Raw genomic sequence first — 22,096 nt, forward strand, 5'->3', positions numbered from 1 at the left:
AAAATCATACTCAAACCTACATTCGATGATTTTAAATCATCATAAAAAATATGGCAACTAAAATAGGAATTTATATTACTGGACTCGGACAATCTATACACAACGAAACTGTAGAGAAATACACTGAAAGACTTAGAAACGAATTGAACTTTACCACAACAGGTTTTAATTATTTTATCAAAACGGAAAAAATTTCTTATCAACCCGAGAAAAATAGCACTGTTGTAAGTCTCTTTAAAAAAGACAAAAATGACAACGAAGAATTAATTTATAAAATATATGATTTTCAGTACCACAAAATCTTAACCGAAAAATTTGAGCATTACAACATCTTCATAAAAAATCTAATCCTATTTAGTTTAATAATAAAAAAGACACCCCAAATTACTTTAAGATTTTTCAGGAAAAAAGAATTTAGCAGCCCTTATCAGACAACTTATGCTTTTTCTATTCTTCTGATAATATCATTATGCGTTCTTTTTTTAATTCCGGCTTGTATCGATTTAATGACTAATGAAAGTATTATAAAAAATATCTCAAAATTACTTTATCACATCGGTTATGACATTGACGTAGAAAGAATACATAATTACGGGAAATACGTTCTTTCGATAACGACATTAATTTTAATTTTTGCACCTCAATCTAAAACCATTATCACATCGCTTGCAACCGAATTCTCTTGTGTTGACAGTTATATAGCCAATGGGGAACAAAGCCAAATTGTATTAGGAAATCTTGATTCGCTTGTAGAGTATATCGCCGAGAATGAATCAGACCCTGAAATTCATTTTCATTGTTACAGTTTTGGAAGCATCTTAGCAGTTGACCTTCTTTTTCCAGTAGCAGAGATTCCACCATCAGATAACGTTCAGAAATTAACCAAACTTCTTATTACAACTGGAAATCCTTATGAATTTATAAATGCTTATTATCCTTCTTTTTACAAAAGAAGAAGTCCGATAATGGAAAACACTATAAAATGGATGAATGTTTATTCAGTTTCTGATGTTTTTGCAACAAATTACAGAAAAGATGATTCCCGTGGTGAAGCCGAGTTTGGAATAAAAAATATAGCAATTCTACCAGAAAACATTAACTATGAAATCACATCCGACAAATCTGGTATAATTGCCTTTTTCTCGTTAAATAGTATTAAAATGCATAAATGTTACTGGGATCCATCTACTATAGGTCAGAGTTGTATGAAAGTATTGCTACCAAAATTAACGAGCAAAGGTTTCATATAAAAACATGTATCTCAATTAATTACCAAAATAAGTATTAATTTAGATAACAAAAACAGCCCCATGAAACCTATCATCTTTATTCCCGGAATTCAAGCTACGAGTCTTGTTAATAGTAATACCTTCGATTTTAATTATATCTGGAATGCCTACGACACATTGGGTTCATCTATCGGCTCATCAATTTTTGGAGCTTATATTAACGAAAACCTACAATTTAACCCTTTATACGACCAAGGAATTGAAACGATAATAGAACGCAATCATATTGCTAAATTTCCATATGAGAATTCTATTTCTAAATTAAAAAACAAACTAAACGAGACCAGAGCATACAAAAATACTCCTGTATTTTTATTTGGTTACGATTGGCGAATGTCGAATATGGAAAGCGCCAAACGTTTAAAAATTTATATCGAATACCTCAAGCACAAACTTCAGGATCAAAACATCGAAGGATTCCGGTTTATTACTCATAGCATGGGAGGATTGGTTTTAAACTGCTACCTAAGTTTATTAAAAGATGATTTTACCGGAATCGATAAAATAGTCATGAATGCTCCTCCATTTTTAGGATCTCCTTATGCATTGGTACATATGGTAAAAGGAGATGGTGGTTTAAGAAGTATCCTAAACTGGGTTATAGGAAGAAATGAAGATATGCGTAAAGTTATTCGAACTTATCCTGGAGTCTATGAGTTATTACCCATTTACAAAGACGCTTTAACCTATGCAGATAATAATGAACCACTGGATCTTTTGAAAAAAGAATATTGGCAAGACAACTTATATAGAGATATCGAACCACTTTTTGATTCTAGATTAGCACTTTTAAAAGAATTTCGTTCTCCTACGGGTTTAAAAAACTTATCAGATTTACCTCAGGCTCTAAAAGACAGAATGATAATTATTGTAGGTGAAGATGATAAAACATTTACGAAGGTAAAAGTCCTAAAAAAAGGAAATAACAATATTCAAAATTTAGTCGACTTAGGCTCTCTTAATGACGGAAGAGAATCTGGCGATGGAACTGTTCCTTTTAAAAGTTCTTCTATTTATGCAAAAGACATTAAAACATTTGCTGTAAAGAAAGAAAACTTCTTTGATGAAATAAGTAACAATCTTGATTTTCATGGTTTATTCTTAAATGATAGTCGAGTACAGAATATTATACAGCGCTATTTTTTAACCGAAAGCGCCAACCCAAAACTCAATGGGCTTAAAAATTGGTGGGACACTCCTAACGGAAGTGTTAGAAAAGTGGATTGATTAAACTATTATGAATAATCTATAAATAAAACGATTTCGAGAGGTTTTCCGTAAAATCATCTATAGAAACAATCCTCTAAATACAATATCCAAATTAAATGCATTTTTTTAATTACTTACTAAAGCCTATCTTTGCAGGCTTTATTTTTAAAAACAAAAAGCAGTAAATTATATAAAATGACAAAAAATAACGTTTTAAAAGGAGTATTTCTAGTAGCATTTGGCGCAACAAGTTATGGTATGTTGGCCACTTTTGTAAAAATGGCATACGACGAAGGATTCACAACAGCAGAAGTAACTACTTCTCAATTTATATTAGGAATCATTGGAATCCTAATCATCAATGCTTTTCAAAAAGCAAAACATAAAAATACAGTTGTTAATGCAACGCCAAAAAACATTGCTCAATTAATGACGGCTGGAACTTCATTAGGAATGACAAGTTTATTTTATTACCTGGCTGTAAAATACATTCCAGTTTCTATCGGAATCGTTTTATTGATGCAAACCGTATGGATGGGAGTTTTATTAGAAATGATTTTAGAAAAAAAACTTCCTTCTAAACAAAAAATAGTTGCTGTAATTATTGTTTTAGGAGGTACTGTATTGGCTACTAATATTACTCAAAACGAGATCCAATTAGATTGGCGTGGTCTAGCGTGGGGTTGCCTAGCTGCTGCATCATTTACTACAACAATGTTTACTGCAAACCGAGTTGCTACCGAAATTTCGTCAGCACAACGTAGTTTATATATGCTTTTAGGAGGAGCTGTTATTGTCTTTTCTTTTGCAATAGCGACACAAGTAACTCCGTTTAACTTCGAAATTTTCACAAAATGGGGTATCATACTTGCACTTTTTGGTACAATTATACCTCCTATGCTTATGAACGCAGGTTTCCCACTTACAGGAATTGGACTAGGAAGTATCGTTTCGGCACTAGAACTTCCTGTATCTGTAATGATGGCTTACGTATTGTTAAATGAGCAAGTTATATTCTTACAATGGGTTGGAATAATTTTAATCATATTAGCTATCATTATCATGAACTTAAACTTCCAAAAGGAAAAATAAGCGTTAAAAAATACTTGTTAAAAAATAATTAAGATATTGTCCTAAAATCCCAATTATTTTTATAAATTCGTAATAAAATTACTATTATGAATTTACCTTGGCATCTTTACGTAATGGCTTTGCTCTACATTCTGGCTGGGATAAATCATTTTAGAACCCCAGGAATGTACCTAAAAATCATTCCTTCTTACTTTTCAAATCCAAAATTATTAAATATTTTAAGCGGTGTCGCTGAGATTATATTAGGGTCACTCCTATTAATCTCAGCGACATCTCATTTTGCTGCATGGGGAATTATTGCGTTATTGGTCGCAGTTTTCCCAGCTAACGTATACATGTATCAAAACAAAAAAGCAAGTTTTGGGTTACCTCGATGGGTTTTAATATTACGCATGCCTCTTCAACTCGTTTTGATTTTGTGGGCATATCAATATACTTTTTAACATTTATACATTAATTAAACACTTTTTATTATGAAAAAACTTTTTGCTGAATTTTTTGGAACGTACTGGCTTGTATTTGGAGGTTGTGGAAGTGCTATTTTCGCAGCAGGAATCCCAGAATTAGGAATTGGATTTGCTGGTGTAGCACTAGCTTTTGGTTTAACCGTTTTAACGATGGCTTATGCCGTAGGACATATATCAGGAGGTCACTTTAATCCCGCAGTTTCTTTTGGTCTTTGGGCTGGTGGAAGATTCCCTGCAAAAGACTTAGTACCATACATTATTGCACAATGTGTTGGAGCAATTGCTGCTGCCGGAACTTTATATACAATTGCATCTGGTAAAGCTGGATTTGTGATTGATAATACTAAAGCTGGAGCTTTTGCATCAAATGGGTTTGGAGCTTTTTCTCCAGAAGGATATTCCTTACAATCAGCTTTTATAGCTGAATTTGTTCTGACTTTATTCTTCTTATTAATCATCCTTGGAGCAACAGATAAATTTGCTAATGGAAGATTTGCTGGAATAGCAATTGGTTTAGGATTAACATTAATTCACTTAATAAGTATTCCTATCACAAACACATCCGTAAACCCTGCGAGATCATTATCTCAAGCAGTATTTGTTGGTGGAGAACCATTATCTCAAGTTTGGTTGTTTTGGGTTGCACCAATTCTAGGAGCAATTGTAGCAGGTTTTATATATAAATCATTGTTGCAAAATCATGATGCTGCATAAATTATCATTTTCTAAAATCGATTATTAATCCTTAAAACTTTAAAATATGGAATTTTTATATTTCTTACTTATTGGAGCCGTTTCAGGTTGGCTAGCAGGTCAAATATGGAAAGGTGCAGGTTTTGGAATCCTTGGTAACATCGTTGTTGGAATAATAGGTGGTCTTGTAGGTGGATGGATTGCCGGGAAACTAGGTATTGGTGGCGGTGATTTGCTTTGGCAAATTATAATTGCTGTTGGTGGCGCCTGGGTACTTTTATTTATCATTAGCTTGATAAAAAAAGCATAACCACTCTTATACACTTGCTATAAATTAGACAAGCAATAATCATTTTATACTAAGAGAAGAAAGAAGTTTAATAACTTTATTTCTTCTCTTTTTTTTATTAAATAGTTACATCAAAACAACATTCAATCTAAAAATCAAACCTTTAAGAAAATCGTATTACTAAAATTATTAAATTTGAGTAAATACTTCTGCCATGAATGAAATTATTTCTTACTTCGGTACCATTCCATCTTTACACAGAAGTCTGATTCTTGTAGGCGGAATAACCATCTTCTGGATGATAGAAAATACTTTTCCACTTTTTAAATTCAATTATAAAAAATGGAATCACGCTGGAATTAACTTCTTTCTGACATTCACCACAATTTTAATCAATTTTGTATTAGCATTTATTCTATTACAAACTGCAGATTGGACTATTAAAAACAATTTCGGTATCCTACAGTGGATTCCAGAAATCCCTTTATGGTTATACACAGTTATTGGATTATTGTTATTAGATTTAATTGGAGCCTATCTTGCCCATTTTACCGAACATAAAGTAAAATTTTTATGGCGTTTTCATCTTATTCACCATACCGACACTTGGATCGACACAACAAGTGGCAACCGTCATCATCCTGGAGAAAGTATAATCCGGTTTATTTTTACAACTTTCGGCGTTTTAATTGTAGGAAGTCCGATGTGGATGGTTTTCTTATACCAAACGCTCTCCGTAATATCTACTCAATTTACTCATGCAAATATTTCGTTACCAGACAAAGTTGATTCTTTTTTAAGCTACTTTATTGTTTCTCCAAATATGCACAAAGTACATCATCATTATATATTACCTTATACAGATAGTAATTATGGAAATATTTTTTCAATCTGGGATCGTCTTTTTGGAACTTTTATGACACTACCAAAAGAAAAAATCATCTACGGCGTAGATACGCACATGAACCCAAATGAACATAACAATTTGAAAAATTTACTGCAAATTCCGTTTCAAAAACATCGTTCACCAAAAAACCGTTAAAATCCACAAAAAAAAGCGACCATAAGCGACGAAGTAATTATTTTTTTTACTAATATTGATATGTAAATTGAATATCAATATATTATTAATCATTAACCCCTATTTGAATTAATTTTCACGTGATGAAAAAGAGTAACCGTAAAGAATTGAACTGGGAACAAACAGAAAAACTTGTTACATTAGCCCTAGAAGAAAAGAATCCTTTTGAAATTATCAAAAAAGAATTTGGATTGGCTGAAAAAGAGGTTTTAGAGATTATGAAAAAGAAAATGCCCGCTGAGAAATTTGAAATGTGGAAAAAGAAAGCTATTGCTAATAAGCCTAAGCCAAAACCTGTTAAGATAGATGATTTTGATGAAGACCTAGATGGAAAATATTACATAAAGAATAAATTAGACTAATCATAAAACTCCTGAAACAGGAGTTTTTTTTTACTCCAATAAATAAAACTGGAATGTTTTTGTAACTTTTTTCAGCTTATAAAGACCAATAATAAAACTAACTCAATAGAATAATGAAAAAAATAATAGTTACACTAGCATTAGCAGCTGTTTTTTTGGGATGTAAAACAGGTAGTTCTACTACTGCATCTGCAAAACCAGAAGTTGCAGTTAACATCAATCTTAACGATGTAAAAGACGACAAAGTTCTCGTTACAGTTACTGCTCCAAAAATAAATACAGATGAAGTAACCTATAGTATTCCTAAAACTGTTCCTGGAACATACTCTGAGGATAACTACGGTAAGTATATCGATGATTTAAAAGCTTATGATTCTAAAGGAGTACTCCTTACCGTAAAAAAGCTAGACGACAATACTTGGTCAATAGCAAATGCAAAAACACTAAAAACGATTACTTATTTAGTAAACGATACTTTTGATACCGAAAAAGGAACAGGTTTTGGCAATGACGATGTTTTCTCACCTGCAGGAACAAATATAGATGCCGGAGTTAACTTCATGATAAACACACATGGTTTTGTTGGTTATTTTCAAGACAAACTAGACATTCCTTATAAAGTTACAATTGCACATCCTGCAACACTTTGGGGAGCAACATCTATGACTGATGAAGATGCAAGCAATACAAGCGATGTATTCACAACATCTCACTATGCAGTTTTGGTAGAAAACCCAATTATGTACTCTAAACCAGATTACACATCATTTGATGTAAACGGAATGGAAATACAAATAGCAGTATATTCTCCAACTGGAAAATTCACAGCTGAAAGTATCACGCCAGAAATGAAAACGATAATGACTGCTCAGAAAAACTTTTTGGGTAAAATAAATTCGACTAAAAAATATACTGTTCTATTATATTTATCATCTATGAAGCCAACCGATGCTCATGGATTTGGAGCATTAGAACATCCTACAGCAACAACGGTTGTTTTACCTGAAATGATGCCAAAAGAAGAATTGGTAAAATCAATGAAAGATGTAGTATCTCACGAATTCTTTCATATCGTAACTCCATTGACAATTCACTCAAAAGAAATTCAATACTTTGACTACAATGCACCAAAAATGTCTGAACATTTATGGATGTACGAAGGTGTTACCGAATATTTTGCAAACCTTTTCCAAATTAATCAAGGTTTAATCGATGAATCTGAATTCTATTCTCGTATTGCTGAGAAAATAGAACACGCAAAAGCATTGAATGATACAATGTCATTTACAAAAATGAGCGCCAATGTATTAGAACAACCATACAAAGACCAGTACTTAAACGTATACGAAAAAGGAGCGCTTATCGGTATGTGTATCGATATCATCATTAGAGAAAAAAGCAATGGCGAAAGAGGAATTCTGGATTTAATGCATAAATTATCAGATGAATATGGTGTTACAAAACCATTTAATGATAATGAGCTTTTCGCAAAAATCACTCAATTAACTTATCCAGAAGTTGGAGCTTTCCTAAACACTTATGTTGCAGGAACAACACCAATTCCTTATGATACTTATTTAGCAAAAGTTGGCGTAACAAACGCTGCCGAAAAAGTTCCCGGAACAATTTTCCTAAAAGGCCAAACTCCATATATCACTATAAATCCTGAGACTAAGCAAATCATGGTTATACCTGAAATGGAATTGAATACTTTTTTCAAAAATCTAGACTTAAGAGGAGGAGATTACATCCTTTCTATAAATGAAAAACCGTATTCATTGGTAAACATATACGAATTGATCACAGAAAGTCAGACATGGAAAGAAGATGCACCAATAACTGTTAAGATAAAACGTGATGGTAAAGAATTAACTTTAAAAGGCGCTGTTAAACTTCCATACGAAGAAAAGAATACTTTTAAAGCGACAGACAATTCTAAACAAGCACTTAGAAATGCTTGGTTAAAAGGATAATAAGAAATTAAAACAAGAAAATCCCAATTTAGAAATAGATTGGGATTTTTTTATAAATTAAAAGTTGAGCATCGTTTTTTTAAAACTATTTTCTTTATTTTGCAGCAAAATCTATAAACAATGAAAAAAACTATTATTGCATTCGTTACACTTGTTCTTTTAGCTTCATGTAACAAAAACGAATCAAAAACCAACTTGCATATTACCGGAAATATAAAAGGATTAAAAAACGGAACCTTATACATACAAAGAGTAGTCGATACTTCTCTAGTAGCTATAGATAGTATTAAAATCGATGGTAATTCTGCTTTTGAAGCTAACATCGAATTAAAATCGCCAGAGATGTTATATCTATCTGTAGATCGTGGCGTAACCAACTCTTTAGATAATAATATATTATTTTTTGCCGAACCAGGCAGCATTAATATTGATACAAATCTAGATAATTACCTTTCTAGCGCTAAAATTACAGGATCGAAAAACCAAGAATTATACGAAGATTACCGTAAAATAAATTCTCGTTTTAATGATGAAAATCTTAGCCTAATCGAATTACGATTTAAAGCAATAAAAAACAATAACCAGAAAACATTAGACAGCATAGACGAAAAACAAGGGTCTAATATTAAGAGAAAATATTTATACGCTACAAACTTCGCCATCAACAACAAAGATTACGAAATAGCACCTTACATCGCCTTATCAGAGATATACGATATCAATATTAAATATTTAGATACAATACAAAAATCGATGACTCCAAAAGTAGCACAATCCCTTTATGGAAAAAAATTAACGGAGTACATTGCTAAAATCAAAAAGCAACAATAAAAACAAGTTCAAAATACTAAAAATCAATATTTTAAGATTTAAAATATTTTTTATTACATCCATACTAATCCTGTTTTTTACAAGAACAGGATTTTTTTGTGCCTTTTTTTAAATTATTATTCTTTAAATCTTAAACACCTGATAATTAGATAATTCCACGAAAATAAATCGCGTTTTGCGACTTCATATTACTGATTTATAATAACTTAGCTTCATAATTTTAAAAAATAATCTTATGAAAAATCCCCCAAGTAACATCAGTCGCGCAAAGTATGATTTTATTGATTCATCGGTTATTGAAAAACTAGAATCTTATAATCCTCATCTAAGCCAGGAATTAGAAAAAGTACCTACTCAAGATCCCTACACCTTAAATGGTCAAAAATTACGCTTAAATTTTATCCGTAAGCAACTAAACACAAACGTTGACTATCTATCTGGAGAAAAAGTATTCAATGACAATGAAAGCCTAAAAGGTAACATCGAAAATTACATAGGAATGAGCCAAATTCCCACTGGACTTATTGGTCCATTAGTAATAAATGGAAGTTCAGCTCAAGGAAGCTTCTATGTTCCTCTTGCTACCACCGAAGGAACGCTACTTGCATCCTATAACAGAGGCGCAAAGGCCTGTAGAGAATCTGGAGCAATTACAGCCATTACATTACAAGAAGGCGTACAAAGAACACCGACTTTTAAATTTAAAAATTTAATTGATTTAGGAAAATTTGTAGAATGGGTATTAGAGCACAAAGAAACATTTTCTGTATTAACCCGGGAAACCAGCAATTATGCAATTTTAAACGATGTAGGAATAAATATAGAAGGAAACATCCTCATTATAAGATTCGAATATAGTTCTGGTGACGCATCAGGTCAAAACATGGTTACAATCTGTACAGATAAAATTTGCAAGTACATCCTGAGCAACTGCCCCATCAAACCAGTATTTTGGACAATCGAAGGAAATACGTCAGGAGACAAAAAAGCAACATCATTAACCACAAGAGTCCGAGGAAAGAAAATAACGACCGAAATCACATTAAAAAGAGGCGTTATTGAATCAGTACTAAAGACAACTCCAGAACTAATGCAACAACAATGGAAAATAAGTGCTTCTGGCTCCGTAAAAGGTGGCAGCATTGGCACTGGCATGCATCCCGCAAATGCTCTCGCAGCTTTATTTATAGCCTGCGGACAAGATGTAGCTTGTACAGGCGAAGCTTCTACCGCTATTACAAGAATGGAAATCGATGAGAATGGAGATTTATATTGCGCTATCACAATGCCAAACATAATCGTAGGAACTGTTGGTGGCGGAACCTCATTCCCTACTCAAAAGGAATGTCTGGAATTAATAGGCTGTTATGGCGCTGGAAAAAGTGGAAAACTAGCCGAAATAGCTGTCGCATTATGCTTAACAGGAGAAATTTCTATTCTGGCAGCCATGGGTTCTGGCCAATTTACGGCAGCTCATCAAAAATTTGGAAGATAATTATACTCCACAATTGAGTATGGCACAAAAAAAACCATCATATTTCTATGATGGTTTTAACTCTGAGCCGGCGGAGGGACTCGAACCCACGACCTGCTGATTACAAATCAGCTGCTCTAGCCAACTGAGCTACGCTGGCGACTCATTACGGGTGCAAATATATAACTGTTTTTTGATTTCACAAAATAATTTTACACAATTATTAAAATATTTTTTAAATAAAAAAAACCATCCTTTTAGGATGGTTTTATGTTGAGCCGGCGGAGGGACTCGAACCCACGACCTGCTGATTACAAATCAGCTGCTCTAGCCAACTGAGCTACGCTGGCGACTCATTACGGGTGCAAATATAAAGCGGTTTTTCGTTTTACCAAAATAAATTTGCACTTTTTTATCGTTTTTTTTTACTACAATTCGTTGATTTTAGCAATCAATTGATTAGCAGTTTCTTCCAATTCAACATTGATTTGTTTGAAGTGTGCTTTTTTATTTTCTACGTTCTTTGCGTTCACTTTTGTGATCAAAGTATCAAAAGCAGCAATAGCTTCATCGATTAAATTGTTAGTTTCTGTAGTTGGTTTTCCTGTAGTAGAAATTTCAAATAAGTAAACTGCTTCAATAATATCTCCTAAAACGTAGTTGATGTCTTTCTTTAAATTCTTAACGTTTGCCATTTTATTTTAATTTTAATTTGCGTTTGCAAAAGTACACATAATCTTTCTATTACCTGCTATGAAATGTAAATTTCTAAAATAGAAGCTTTTCCGTTAAGGATGAACTCATTCAAAGCAGCTGGAACTAATACTGTATCTCCTTTTTTGTATGTCAATTTATTTCCGTCATATTCTATTTCAAAAGAACCTTCAATACACATATAGACTGTAAAAGTTTCTCCGCTTTTACTTACCTCAACCTGACCATCTAACGGAATAAAATTTGTGGTGAAATAAGGACAATCAACCACTACATTAGATTCATTTGTTTTTTTCTGATACTCTTTATAAGTATCTACCTTATTATAATTAATAGCATCTAGTGCTAAATCTACATGCAATTGTCTTTTATTTCCTTGCGCATCTACCCTATCAAAATCATACAAACGATACGTAATATCTGATGTTTGCTGAATTTCGGCAACAACTAATCCTGCTCCTATTGCATGAACCGTCCCAGTTTCCAGAAAGAAAACATCACCTGGTTTAGCTTTTACATCGTCAAGAATAGAAACTAGCGTATTGTTATTTAAATTCTCAACATACTCTTCTTTACTAGAATCTTCTTTAAAGCCTACAATAATCCTGGCATTTTCATCTGCTTGCATAACATACCACATTTCGGTCTTACCAAAAGAGTTATGACGTTCCTTAGCCAATTTATCATTAGGATGTACTTGTATCGAAAGATCTTCCCGAGCATCAAGATATTTAAAAAGCAACGGAAATTGTTTCCCAAATTGCTCATGTACTTTTGCTCCCAAAATTTCGTTTGGAAATTCTTCTATAATATCTGTAAGTGATTTTCCTTTCAAACTTCCGTTTGCAACAATACTCACATCGCCTTCAACAGTAGATAACTCCCAGCTTTCGCCAGTAATCTTAGACGTGATTGGTTTATTTAATACAGTTTTTAATTTCTCGCCTCCCCATATTCTGTCTTTCAAGATTGGTTCAAACTGTAATGGATATAATTTTGGGGTCATCTGTATTATATATTTCTACACAAATTTCATTTTCATGAATACTGTATACTATTGTTCTTTTAATTTATGATACTAATTCTTTAATCGCTTCTAATGCCTTAGGAATATGCTTGGCCGCTACCATACTATCAAATATCAGAATTATAACTCCATTTTTATCGACAACGTAAGTTACTCTTCCTGGTAATAATCCAAGTAATCCAGATGGAACACCAAAAAGTGTTCTTATTCTTTTATCTTCATCTGAAAGAAGAACAAAAGGCAAATGATGTTTATGAGAAAATTTTTGATGAGAATCGACACTATCACTACTAATACCAATTACCTCTGCTCCTAAAGCTACAAAATCTTCATATTGATCCCTAAAACTACAAGCCTCTGTAGTACAACCCGGTGTATTATCTTTAGGATAAAAATAAATAACCAAAGGTTTACGACCTAGTACATCCTTACTCTCAAACACCTCTCCATTAGCATCTTTAGCTGTAAAATTCGGGATAACATCCCCTACTTTTAATGACATTTTACTCTCCTTTATAGGTTACAAAATTACGTGCAGTTTCATATAACACGATTTCTAAATCAAAATCGGGATTTATCTTTTTTCTAATTTTATTCCAAATCACTACTGCAATATGTTCTGCAGTTGGATTTAAATCTTGAAATTCTGGTACGTCAAGATTAAGATTTTTATGATCAAATGGTAATTCTACTTCTTGATATATAATATCCGCCAATATTTTTACATCTATCACAAAACCTGTTTCAGGGTCAACTTCTCCAGTAACACTTACTGTTAAGTCATAATTATGTCCATGAAAATTGGGATTATTACATTTCCCAAAAACGGCATCATTTTTCTCCAACGTCCAATCTTTTCTGTACAGCCGATGGGCAGCATTAAAATGTGCTTTTCTTGATATCGTTACTCTCATGTAGGTTTTGGTTTAAATTTTATGGTCTTCTAGAAAATGATAAAACTCGTCAAAAATTATTTTGAACCAAACGGTGTAAATCTCAGGATGTAATTGCATATCAGTTTTTACATCTTCTATTTTCATCCATTTCCAGGCTTCAGCCTCTTCTGTATTTATAATAGGTTCGTCATTATAACGTCCAATCATAACGTGATCCAGTTCATGTTCTGTTAATCCGTTATCAAAAGGAGCTTTGTATATAAAATGAAAAAGTTCTTTAAGTGGCGTTTTAAAACCCATTTCTTCAAACAATCTTCGACTTCCCGCCTCGATATTAGTTTCTCCTTCTCGTTGATGACTACAACAAGTATTGGTCCAAAGTAACGGAGAATGATATTTATGATGCGCACGTTGCTGTAACATGATTTCATTATTATCATTTAAAACAAAAACTGAAAATGCACGATGTAAAACGGCTTTTTCATGCGCTTCCATTTTAGGCATTAGCCCTATTTGTTCATCATTTAGATTAACTAATATTACGTTTTCTTCTATCATAATTGGTATTAAACACACAAAAATACGAAAAAAGAAATTGCTTTAAAGCCTAGAAAAAGTTTGTGAAAAGTTTAACGAGCCCTGCATTCACTAAAATTTTAATTTTATATCGTGATTATGAGTGTATTAAAGACATGAGAGCAATAATCTCTTATTTTAAATCTGAAACAGCATTTTTTTCGTAAATAATAATAGTTAAAACTCACTTAAATAAGCATCCATTTGTAAAGTGCACGACAGTTTACTAACAAGAACCATCTTAACTTTACAACACAAAATCAATTAATTATGAAAACAAAAGCCCGTTTTTTAAGCTTATTATTTTTGCTCCCACTATTTATATTTCAAGCCTGTGGACAAAACACTAAAGAACAATACACCTCTACAAAAAACAATCCTATGGAAAATAAAATTAGCAAACCCGATAATCCATATTACTCTAATACCGATACAAAAAAACTAAATCTTACCGATGTGCAATGGAAAAAAGTATTGCCCGAAGATGTATATGAGGTAATGAGACATGCTGATACCGAAAGACCTTTTACTGGAAAATACTGGAACACCGACGAAAAAGGAACTTATTATTGTGCAGCATGCGGAAACAAACTCTTTAGATCCGGAGCAAAATTTGCAAGTAGTTGTGGCTGGCCAAGCTTTTTTGAGCAAGAAAACAAAAACAGCGTAACGTACAAACAAGATAACTCTCTAGGCATGGAAAGAACCGAAGTTCTTTGTGGTAGATGCGGCGGACATTTAGGTCACTTATTTGATGATGGCCCTGCACCAACCGGAAAAAGATATTGCATGAACTCTATCGCTCTTGATTTTATACCCGACAATAAATAATAGTATGAAAAATACCATTTTAATCTGTCTTTTAATCCTATCAATTAATGGATTTGGACAAGCAAAGAAACAACCCAATTACGATACCATTACTCTTGGTGGAGGATGTTATTGGTGTGTAGAAGCAGTTTACGAAAATTTAAACGGAGTAAAATCTGTAGTATCTGGTTTCTCTGGAGGAAAAACCATTAATCCGAGTTACGAAGAAGTATCAACCGGAAAAACTGGTTTTGCCGAAGTAGTTCAGATTACATACGACAAAAACGTAACAAACCTAGACGAGATATTTAAAGTATTCTTTACCGTACACGACCCAACAACCTTAAACAGACAAGGTGCCGATGTAGGAACACAATATCGTTCGGTTATTTTTTATAAAAATGAAGAACAAAAAAATGCAGCTAATAACATTATAAATGCATTAAGAAAAGCAAAAGTATATAACGACCCGATAGTAACCGCCGTAGAACCATTTACAAAATTTCACAAAGCCGAAGATTATCATCAAAATTATTATGACAATAACAAAAACCAACCCTATTGTAAAATGGTAATACAACCAAAAATAGAAAAGTTTGAAAAGGTATTTAAAGACAAATTAAAAAAGAAATAGTTATTAATTCACTAAGCCGCTTATGAAAATGAGCGGTTTTTTTATTTTAATAATCAATGTCAAAATTTCGTAATTTGCATCAATCTATTAAGAACCAGAACTCTTTAACCAAACCACAAAAAAAATGAAGCGTATAATCTTATCCCTTTTATTCCTACTGCTTTTTAATTACAATCATGCTCAGGAAAACTTACCTACAGATTATCTTTCTAAAGAATTTCATAAAGGACGAAGAGAAGCTTTTAGGAGCTTAATGCCTGTAAATTCTGTAGCAGTAATCTTTTCTTATCCCGAGAGAAAATTCTCTAGAGATATAAACTATAATTTCCATCAAAATCCTGATTTGTATTATTTAAGCGGTTATAAAGAACCCGATGCTGTTTTATTACTATTTAAAGAACCTCAGGGAACTGGTGAAACAGCTTATAACGAAATCCTTTTTGTTAGAGAAAGAAATGCAACTCATGAAATGTGGACAGGTAGACGCTTAGGTACCGATGGAGCAAAATCGAAATTAGGTTTTGCAACAGTTTATAACGGAAAAGATTTCAAGGACTTTCCTATAGACTTTAAAAAATTCGACAAAATAATTTACGATAAAATCCCAACTGACATTGGTAAAGACACAAGCGGTTTTGATCTTTTTGGATTACTACAAACATTTAAAACAAAAGCAGCAATTACAAATGACGATACAGCTTCTTTACTATTATTCGAAAATATTACAGCAACGCTTCGAGAAATAAAAACCCCAGAAGAAATTGATTTAATGCGCAAATCAGTTAAACTTTCTTGCATTGCCCATAACGAAGTCATGAAAGCAATTAATATTGATATGAGCGAAAATGAAGCCGATGGAATTCATGCTTATATTCACCGAAAATATGGAGCTGAAGGAGAAGGTTATCCTCCAATTGTTGGCGCAGGAGCTAATGGTTGTATTTTGCATTATGGCGAAAACAATAGCACTAAAATAGACAATCAATTATTATTAATGGATGTAGGATCTGAATATCATGGCTATTCTGCCGATGTTACCCGAACTATTCCTGCAAACGGAAAATTTACCGAAGAACAAAAAGCTATCTATCAACTAGTTTACGATGCTCAAGAAGAAATTTTTAAAATTTGTAAAGAAGGAATTCCTCTCGCAGATCTAAACATCAAAGCCAGAGAAGTTCTAGCCAAAGGATTACTGAAATTAGGAATCATTAAAGAATTAAAAGAAGTAAGCATCTATTACCCACACGGATGTTCACACTTTCTAGGTCTTGATGTTCACGACAAAGGAAATTACAGCGGTCCAAAAAGCTTACTAAAAGAGAACATGATTATTACTGTCGAACCAGGAATTTATATTCCTGCAAATAGCAAATGTGATAAAAAATGGTGGAATATAGGCGTTCGTATCGAAGATGATATTCTCATAAAAAAAGATTCATACGAAAACCTATCTGTTGATTCTCCTAGAAAATGGCAAGATATTGAAAAACTAGCTTCCCAAAAAAGTAAGTTCAATGAATTTAACTTACCCAAAATTTAACCTATAATTATTTCCTTTATAAATATTTCACTGTTATAATTAGACAAAATGAAAGCATTAACTTTTTCTACTTTTGGAAACTCAGATGTACTTGAATACATCGACATTCCAAATCCGCAATTAAAATCCGACGAAATCTTGGTCGAAATGAAAGCCATCGGGTTAAATTTCGCCGATGTATATCGCCGAAAAGGAAACTATCATCTTAAAGGAAATCCGCCTTTTATCGCTGGTTATGAAGGTTCAGGAATCGTAGTAAACACAAATAACCACTCAGAGTTTAAAATTGGAGACAGAGTTGCGTTTGCCGATGTTCCTTTTGCAAATGCCGAACTGGTTGCTGTTAATATAAATCATGTAATTCCGTTACCAGAAGCAATCGATTTTGAAACTGGAGCTTCTATTTTATTACAAGGATTAACAGCCCATTACCTCGCCACCGATAGTCACAAAACACTAAAAGGAGAAACAGTTATTATTCATGCTGTTGCTGGAGGTGTTGGACAATTCCTTACACAAATAAGCAAACTTCTAGGCGCAACCGTAATTGGTTTAACCTCATCTGCCGACAAAGCAAAAATTGCTATCAAGCAAGGAACCGACCATGTATTCTTATACAATGACAATTGGAAGGCTGAAGTTTTTAAAGTAGTTTCAAACGGTGCTGATGTCGTTTATGATAGTATTGGTAGCACCTTAAATGATAGCTTCGAAGTAACCAAAGATTGTGGACAGGTTGTGTTTTTCGGAATGGCGGGTGGAGATCCTGCTTTAGTTGACCCAAGAATGCTCATGGATACTTCCAAAACATTAACTGGTGGAGATTTATGGAGTTATTTGACAACCAGAGAAGAAAGAATAAAAAGAGCTAATCAGTTATTCACTTGGATTATCGAAGGAAAAGTTTCACTTGCAACACCTACTTCTTTTAAACTATCTGAAGGAAAACAAGCTCACGATTACTTAGAAAGTCGAAAAAGTACTGGGAAAATAATTTTGATTCCTTAAAATCACCTATAAGTACAAAAACAAACACGAATTCCTCAAATTATCACGAATTTTTATAGCGAAACTAATCTAACTATGAATTAGTGATAATTTGAGGAATTCGTGTTTTAATTTATTCTGCAATACTTGTAATCAAATAGAAGTTATGATAATTTTTTCTCTTTTATGTCAACTTATCAATTCCTATTTCGGTTATTTCAGCTAATTCTAATATTCTATTTACATCATTTTTATTTGCTACAAAAAACAAATAACTATCTCCCATTGTATCATAACTCATTAATTCCATATCTAGTTTCCCTAATGCAGTCTGAATATACGGAAACAAGTCATGACTATATGTTTCTTCTGGATATTCAAAATTAAGTTCCTGATCAATCATTTCAGATATAAAATACTCTGCGTCCTCAGGATCAAATTTCCAGTCGCTATGCCATGTATTTATTCCGTCGAAAAAATCAAATTCATAATCATAATCTTCATCTCCCTCATTTTTTCCAAAATTATCATAAAGAATCTGTGATTGCTCTTCCAGCAATTCTTCTTCAATATCTCCTCTCGAAATTAATTGCAAAAATTCTTTAAAATGCGCTATCGAAACTTCATCTGCCAGTAAACTTTCAGCAGAAGGAAGAATGACTGTTGATGGTATTTCAATTTCCATATATTCGCAAATCCCCTGTAAAACCCTTTCAAATTCTTTGAATCCTATTTTCTGAATTTCATTTTTAGGATTATTGATGTCGATATATTCGGTATCTAAAATCCCTTTTACATAATCAAAAAAATAACTGTTATTGTACAGAATTCTAAAATCATTTGTTTCTAAACTATTCGTACAACAAAAGAAAATGACAAAATTATGCAAGACATGTTTTAGATGTTTTTTTGATTCTGGAGTTGGCTCAGAATAAAACTGAATATGAACATAATCGTATTCTAATTCTGTTTGTATAACCTCTTCAGAAAGCACTCCGATATCAATCTTTTTATACAATTCGTTTAAAACCTCATACGCATTCTTGAATCCGTTTCCTTCAATCTCTTTTCTTCCCTCCTCATGATTTAATGAACTTGGAAATGAATAAAAATTTACAGAAACAGTATCATGAACTCCTTTCATTTTAAAATCAACACTACTTACCTCATTATACAAATAAGAGTAAATTGAATATATAACATCAAAAGAAACAATTGATTTTGGATCATTATTTCGTCCAAAGAAATTAGAAAAGAAATCTTTCATAGAATTTATTTAGTGATTTATTTTATTAGACTCTTATAATTATGATTCACTTGAATATGCAAAACTAGAATCCATTTTATCAAATAGGATAACTTCTGCTAATGTCTTTTTTAACTCAACATCAGTTAGCAACCCTCGCTTTGCTTCTTTCATTTTAGGCAATAGGATTTCATAATCTATGATTTCCCTATTAAACACCGTTTGCAAAACATCATTTTGTTTATCTGTTAGATATTTTTTATGAGTTTTAAGAACCCTCTCTAGATTATCCTTAAATTCTTCGTCACTTACATCATTGTAAACATCTTGATCAGACATATCTGTTAACAGCATTCTAAAAACAAAATCCTGCATATTCTTCGCTAGATAATTTACTTCATTCATATCATGCCAAACAAAAACTATAGGATTCTCTCCATTATTTTCTTCATTTACAAAGAAACAATAATGATCTCCAGCTCCGCTTTGCCCGAATGGTATAAATTTGAATTCTTCTTTTATTTCACGATAACCTTCAGGATCCGAAAGTTCGTCTATTGCTTCATTTACACCCTTAAGATTAAGCAATTCAAAATCATAAGAATGTAAAAGCAATGTGGGGTTTTGTTTTAATTTAGGATAAACTGTAGTGTACCAATCAGGTCCATATTCTCCAACATTAAGCATTCCGTCTAGAAAGAATTCCTTATAAATAATTGGATATGTAAATCCGTTTTTAGTTTCAATATCTAATAATGGCATAAAATATATTTAAAAAAGTTCATTAAGATTTAATCACATTCTAAATTTTAGAATTGTAACCAATCTCTTAAAGCAACTAAAATAATATTATTTTTACTCCAAACTAAATAATTTAGCAGATTATTTTAAAGCTTCTGCAATCATCAAGGCGCATTTTTCTCCATCTATAGCCGCAGATATAATTCCACCAGCATAACCTGCTCCTTCTCCGCAAGGATACAATCCTTTTATTTGCAAATGCTCATACGTATCTGCATTTCTAGGGATACGAACTGGCGATGATGTTCTACTTTCTGGTGCATGAAGAATAGCTTCATTGGTTAAATACCCACGCATTGATTTTCCAAATTCCGAAAAACCTTCACGTAATATTTGAGATAAGAAACCAGGGAATACCTGTCCCATTTCTACCGAAGTCGTTCCGGGAACATAAGATGTTTTAGGAATATCTGATGAAACTTTATTTTGAGTAAAATCTACCATTCGTTGTGCTGGAACTTTTTGAGTTTCCCCAGCCAAATGCCACGCCTTTTGTTCGATACTTTTCTGAAATTCCATTCCAGCCAAAGCTCCGAATTTAGCAAACGGTTTAAAATCTTCTAATTTTAATTCGATTACTATTCCAGAATTGGCTGTAGCCTGATCTCTTTTAGACGGAGACCAACCATTAGTAACTACTTCGCCAGGACTTGTTGCACATGGCGCAATTACACCACCAGGACACATACAAAAAGAATACATTCCTCTTCCTCCTACTTGTTTCACTATAGAATATGGCGCTGGAGGCAAATGCTCCCCACGATAATCACAACTATACTGAATACTATCTATTAAAGATTGTGGATGTTCGGCTCTTACGCCCAATGCAAAAGGCTTGGCTTCGATAAAAATTTTCTTTCTATCTAATAACTCAAAGATATCACGAGCAGAATGTCCCGTTGCCAATATTAATTTATTAGCACAAATTGTATCTCCTTTTTGAGTTACAATTCCTTCAACTTCATTGTTTTTTACGAGAATATCAGTTACTCGGGTTTCAAACAAAACTTGTCCCCCGCATTCGATAATTTTTTCTCGAATATCCTGAATAATCTTTGGTAATTTATTAGTCCCGATATGTGGATGCGCTTCTATCAAAATATCATCTGAAGCTCCAAAAGCAACCAATAATTCGAGAATTCTGGTCACATCTCCACGTTTTTTAGATCGTGTATATAATTTTCCGTCAGAGTAAGTTCCTGCTCCGCCTTCTCCAAAACAATAATTAGAATCTTCGTTTACGAAATGTTCTGTATTTATCGCTTTTAAATCTCGTCGGCGACCTCTTACATCTTTTCCCCTCTCGAGGACTATTGGTTTTAAACCTAACTCGATTAACTGTAAAGCTGCAAAAAGTCCTGCTGGACCAGCTCCAACAACAATTACCTCTTGCGCTCCAGATACGTTTTTATATTCTGGAAGCTCAATTTTAGTTGGCTGAAAAACTTCATTTTGCAAATAAATATTCACCTTCAAGTTGATTTTTATCGCTTTTTGGCGTGCATCAATGGAGCGTTTTAAAATCGTTATATGCTGAATTTCATTTGGTGAAACTTTTATTTGTTTCGACAAATGTTCTTTTAGCAATAACTCATTTGCTGCTATTTCGGGTGATACTTGAAGTAAAAGTTCTCTTGGCATTATATATATTTCTGTTGAATATGTTAATCATTTAGACGAAAAACAGAATGCAAAAATAGTATTTTGAAGTGGAATTTGTTCCTTAATATAGTATCCATTTTTTAAAACAGACTTTGTACCTTTGTTTTGTAAAAACTTTGCCTCTAAAAAAATGTCAAGAAAAATAAAATTAATATGGGATTTCCGTGGTCCAGCATCCGCAAAAACCGCAGAACATCATGAAATTCATTTAAAAGAATTTATCGCTATCGAAAAGCTTCCTTTAAATATAACTGGATTTACAATCTTAAACGATATGTATGCTATTGCTTATATGGTTGTAACCGATGAGAACATGATTCAGGTTCGCGACGCTTTAAAACCGCACCGCGGAGAAGTGTATCCGGAAGAATAAAATTCCATTTTTTTTAAATTCCAAATCAATTAAGGAGGAAATTCCAATTAATTTGGATAATCTTAAA

At 32.7% G+C, this 22,096-nt stretch carries 24 protein-coding genes and 2 tRNA genes; 16 read left to right on the plus strand and 10 right to left on the minus strand.

Features of this window, described 5'->3' with window-relative positions; genetic code table 11:
* Nucleotides 1-50: 50 nt before the first annotated feature.
* The 11 genes from SHI72_RS08935 (at nt 51) to SHI72_RS08985 (ending at nt 10,781) form a co-directional block, all read left to right on the plus strand.
* Nucleotides 51-1,250, plus strand: coding sequence for a hypothetical protein (locus SHI72_RS08935; protein WP_039111643.1), 1,200 nt, complete (start codon nt 51-53; stop codon nt 1,248-1,250).
* 60 nt (nt 1,251-1,310) lie between these two features.
* Complete coding sequence (locus SHI72_RS08940) at nt 1,311-2,516, plus strand: lipase/acyltransferase domain-containing protein (protein WP_323489752.1); 1,206 nt, start codon at nt 1,311-1,313, stop codon at nt 2,514-2,516.
* Nucleotides 2,517-2,693: 177 nt separating this feature from the next.
* Nucleotides 2,694-3,590, plus strand: coding sequence for an EamA family transporter (locus SHI72_RS08945; protein WP_039111902.1), 897 nt, complete (start codon nt 2,694-2,696; stop codon nt 3,588-3,590).
* 86 nt (nt 3,591-3,676) lie between these two features.
* Nucleotides 3,677-4,033, plus strand: coding sequence for a hypothetical protein (locus tag SHI72_RS08950; RefSeq protein ID WP_039111645.1), 357 nt, complete (start codon nt 3,677-3,679; stop codon nt 4,031-4,033).
* Between the two features lie 30 nt (nt 4,034-4,063).
* Nucleotides 4,064-4,771 carry an aquaporin Z gene (aqpZ, locus tag SHI72_RS08955; RefSeq protein ID WP_035619439.1) on the plus strand — a complete coding sequence of 236 codons (708 nt, stop codon included), beginning with the start codon at nt 4,064-4,066 and terminating at the stop codon, nt 4,769-4,771.
* 46 nt (nt 4,772-4,817) lie between these two features.
* Nucleotides 4,818-5,060 (plus strand): GlsB/YeaQ/YmgE family stress response membrane protein, encoded by a 243-nt coding sequence (locus SHI72_RS08960; protein WP_323489753.1) that lies wholly within the window; start codon nt 4,818-4,820, stop codon nt 5,058-5,060.
* Between the two features lie 193 nt (nt 5,061-5,253).
* The gene (locus SHI72_RS08965) at nt 5,254-6,081 is read left to right on the plus strand and encodes a sterol desaturase family protein (RefSeq protein ID WP_323489754.1); all 828 of its coding nucleotides are present in this window, start codon (nt 5,254-5,256) and stop codon (nt 6,079-6,081) included.
* 122 nt (nt 6,082-6,203) lie between these two features.
* Nucleotides 6,204-6,482 (plus strand): DUF2805 domain-containing protein, encoded by a 279-nt coding sequence (locus tag SHI72_RS08970; RefSeq protein WP_039111648.1) that lies wholly within the window; start codon nt 6,204-6,206, stop codon nt 6,480-6,482.
* A gap of 113 nt (nt 6,483-6,595) precedes the next feature.
* Nucleotides 6,596-8,455 (plus strand): peptidase M61, encoded by a 1,860-nt coding sequence (locus SHI72_RS08975; protein WP_323489755.1) that lies wholly within the window; start codon nt 6,596-6,598, stop codon nt 8,453-8,455.
* Between the two features lie 120 nt (nt 8,456-8,575).
* Nucleotides 8,576-9,286, plus strand: a complete 711-nt coding sequence (locus tag SHI72_RS08980) for a DUF4369 domain-containing protein (RefSeq protein WP_323489756.1) — start codon at nt 8,576-8,578, stop codon at nt 9,284-9,286.
* Between the two features lie 235 nt (nt 9,287-9,521).
* Nucleotides 9,522-10,781: a hydroxymethylglutaryl-CoA reductase gene (locus tag SHI72_RS08985; protein WP_323489757.1), complete on the plus strand. Its 1,260-nt coding sequence runs from the start codon at nt 9,522-9,524 to the stop codon at nt 10,779-10,781.
* 65 nt (nt 10,782-10,846) lie between these two features.
* Here the strand turns inward: SHI72_RS08985 and SHI72_RS08990 are convergent.
* The 7 genes from SHI72_RS08990 to idi all read right to left on the minus strand — a co-directional run bounded on the left by SHI72_RS08990 (nt 10,847) and on the right by idi (nt 13,955).
* Nucleotides 10,847-10,920 (minus strand) — tRNA-Thr (locus SHI72_RS08990).
* A gap of 116 nt (nt 10,921-11,036) precedes the next feature.
* Nucleotides 11,037-11,110, minus strand: a tRNA-Thr gene (locus SHI72_RS08995).
* Between the two features lie 78 nt (nt 11,111-11,188).
* Nucleotides 11,189-11,455: a hypothetical protein gene (locus tag SHI72_RS09000; RefSeq protein WP_035619450.1), complete on the minus strand. Its 267-nt coding sequence runs from the start codon at nt 11,453-11,455 to the stop codon at nt 11,189-11,191.
* A 56-nt stretch (nt 11,456-11,511) separates the two neighbouring features.
* Nucleotides 11,512-12,480, minus strand: a complete 969-nt coding sequence (locus SHI72_RS09005) for a type I phosphomannose isomerase catalytic subunit (RefSeq protein WP_323489758.1) — start codon at nt 12,478-12,480, stop codon at nt 11,512-11,514.
* Nucleotides 12,481-12,544: 64 nt separating this feature from the next.
* The gene (locus tag SHI72_RS09010; RefSeq protein WP_039111652.1) at nt 12,545-13,003 is read right to left on the minus strand and encodes a peroxiredoxin; all 459 of its coding nucleotides are present in this window, start codon (nt 13,001-13,003) and stop codon (nt 12,545-12,547) included.
* A 1-nt stretch (nt 13,004) separates the two neighbouring features.
* Nucleotides 13,005-13,415 carry a 6-pyruvoyl trahydropterin synthase family protein gene (locus tag SHI72_RS09015; protein WP_039111653.1) on the minus strand — a complete coding sequence of 137 codons (411 nt, stop codon included), beginning with the start codon at nt 13,413-13,415 and terminating at the stop codon, nt 13,005-13,007.
* 12 nt (nt 13,416-13,427) lie between these two features.
* Nucleotides 13,428-13,955: an isopentenyl-diphosphate Delta-isomerase gene (idi, locus tag SHI72_RS09020; protein WP_323489759.1), complete on the minus strand. Its 528-nt coding sequence runs from the start codon at nt 13,953-13,955 to the stop codon at nt 13,428-13,430.
* Between the two features lie 288 nt (nt 13,956-14,243).
* On the opposite strand from idi, the gene msrB reads away from it, so the two are divergent.
* From msrB to SHI72_RS09040, 4 genes are all read left to right on the plus strand, one after another.
* Entirely contained in the window at nt 14,244-14,804 is a 561-nt protein-coding gene (msrB, locus tag SHI72_RS09025; RefSeq protein ID WP_323489760.1) for a peptide-methionine (R)-S-oxide reductase MsrB, read from the plus strand.
* A gap of 4 nt (nt 14,805-14,808) precedes the next feature.
* Nucleotides 14,809-15,417 (plus strand): peptide-methionine (S)-S-oxide reductase MsrA, encoded by a 609-nt coding sequence (msrA, locus tag SHI72_RS09030; protein ID WP_323489761.1) that lies wholly within the window; start codon nt 14,809-14,811, stop codon nt 15,415-15,417.
* A gap of 124 nt (nt 15,418-15,541) precedes the next feature.
* Complete coding sequence (locus SHI72_RS09035; protein ID WP_323489762.1) at nt 15,542-16,960, plus strand: aminopeptidase P family protein; 1,419 nt, start codon at nt 15,542-15,544, stop codon at nt 16,958-16,960.
* A 48-nt stretch (nt 16,961-17,008) separates the two neighbouring features.
* Nucleotides 17,009-17,968, plus strand: coding sequence for a quinone oxidoreductase (locus SHI72_RS09040; protein ID WP_323489763.1), 960 nt, complete (start codon nt 17,009-17,011; stop codon nt 17,966-17,968).
* 163 nt (nt 17,969-18,131) lie between these two features.
* Here the strand turns inward: SHI72_RS09040 and SHI72_RS09045 are convergent, their stop codons facing one another.
* The 3 genes from SHI72_RS09045 to SHI72_RS09055 form a co-directional block, all read right to left on the minus strand.
* Nucleotides 18,132-19,214 carry a hypothetical protein gene (locus SHI72_RS09045; protein ID WP_323489764.1) on the minus strand — a complete coding sequence of 361 codons (1,083 nt, stop codon included), beginning with the start codon at nt 19,212-19,214 and terminating at the stop codon, nt 18,132-18,134.
* A gap of 39 nt (nt 19,215-19,253) precedes the next feature.
* Nucleotides 19,254-19,955 carry an SMI1/KNR4 family protein gene (locus SHI72_RS09050; RefSeq protein WP_323489765.1) on the minus strand — a complete coding sequence of 234 codons (702 nt, stop codon included), beginning with the start codon at nt 19,953-19,955 and terminating at the stop codon, nt 19,254-19,256.
* Nucleotides 19,956-20,075: 120 nt separating this feature from the next.
* Nucleotides 20,076-21,635: an NAD(P)/FAD-dependent oxidoreductase gene (locus SHI72_RS09055; RefSeq protein ID WP_323489766.1), complete on the minus strand. Its 1,560-nt coding sequence runs from the start codon at nt 21,633-21,635 to the stop codon at nt 20,076-20,078.
* 151 nt (nt 21,636-21,786) lie between these two features.
* On the opposite strand from SHI72_RS09055, the gene SHI72_RS09060 reads away from it, so the two are divergent.
* Nucleotides 21,787-22,029, plus strand: coding sequence for a hypothetical protein (locus tag SHI72_RS09060; protein WP_039111662.1), 243 nt, complete (start codon nt 21,787-21,789; stop codon nt 22,027-22,029).
* The last annotated feature ends 67 nt before the right edge of the window (nt 22,030-22,096 follow it).

It is taken from the genome of Flavobacterium sp. PL02 (assembly GCF_035013205.1).
GTDB lineage: Bacteria > Bacteroidota > Bacteroidia > Flavobacteriales > Flavobacteriaceae > Flavobacterium.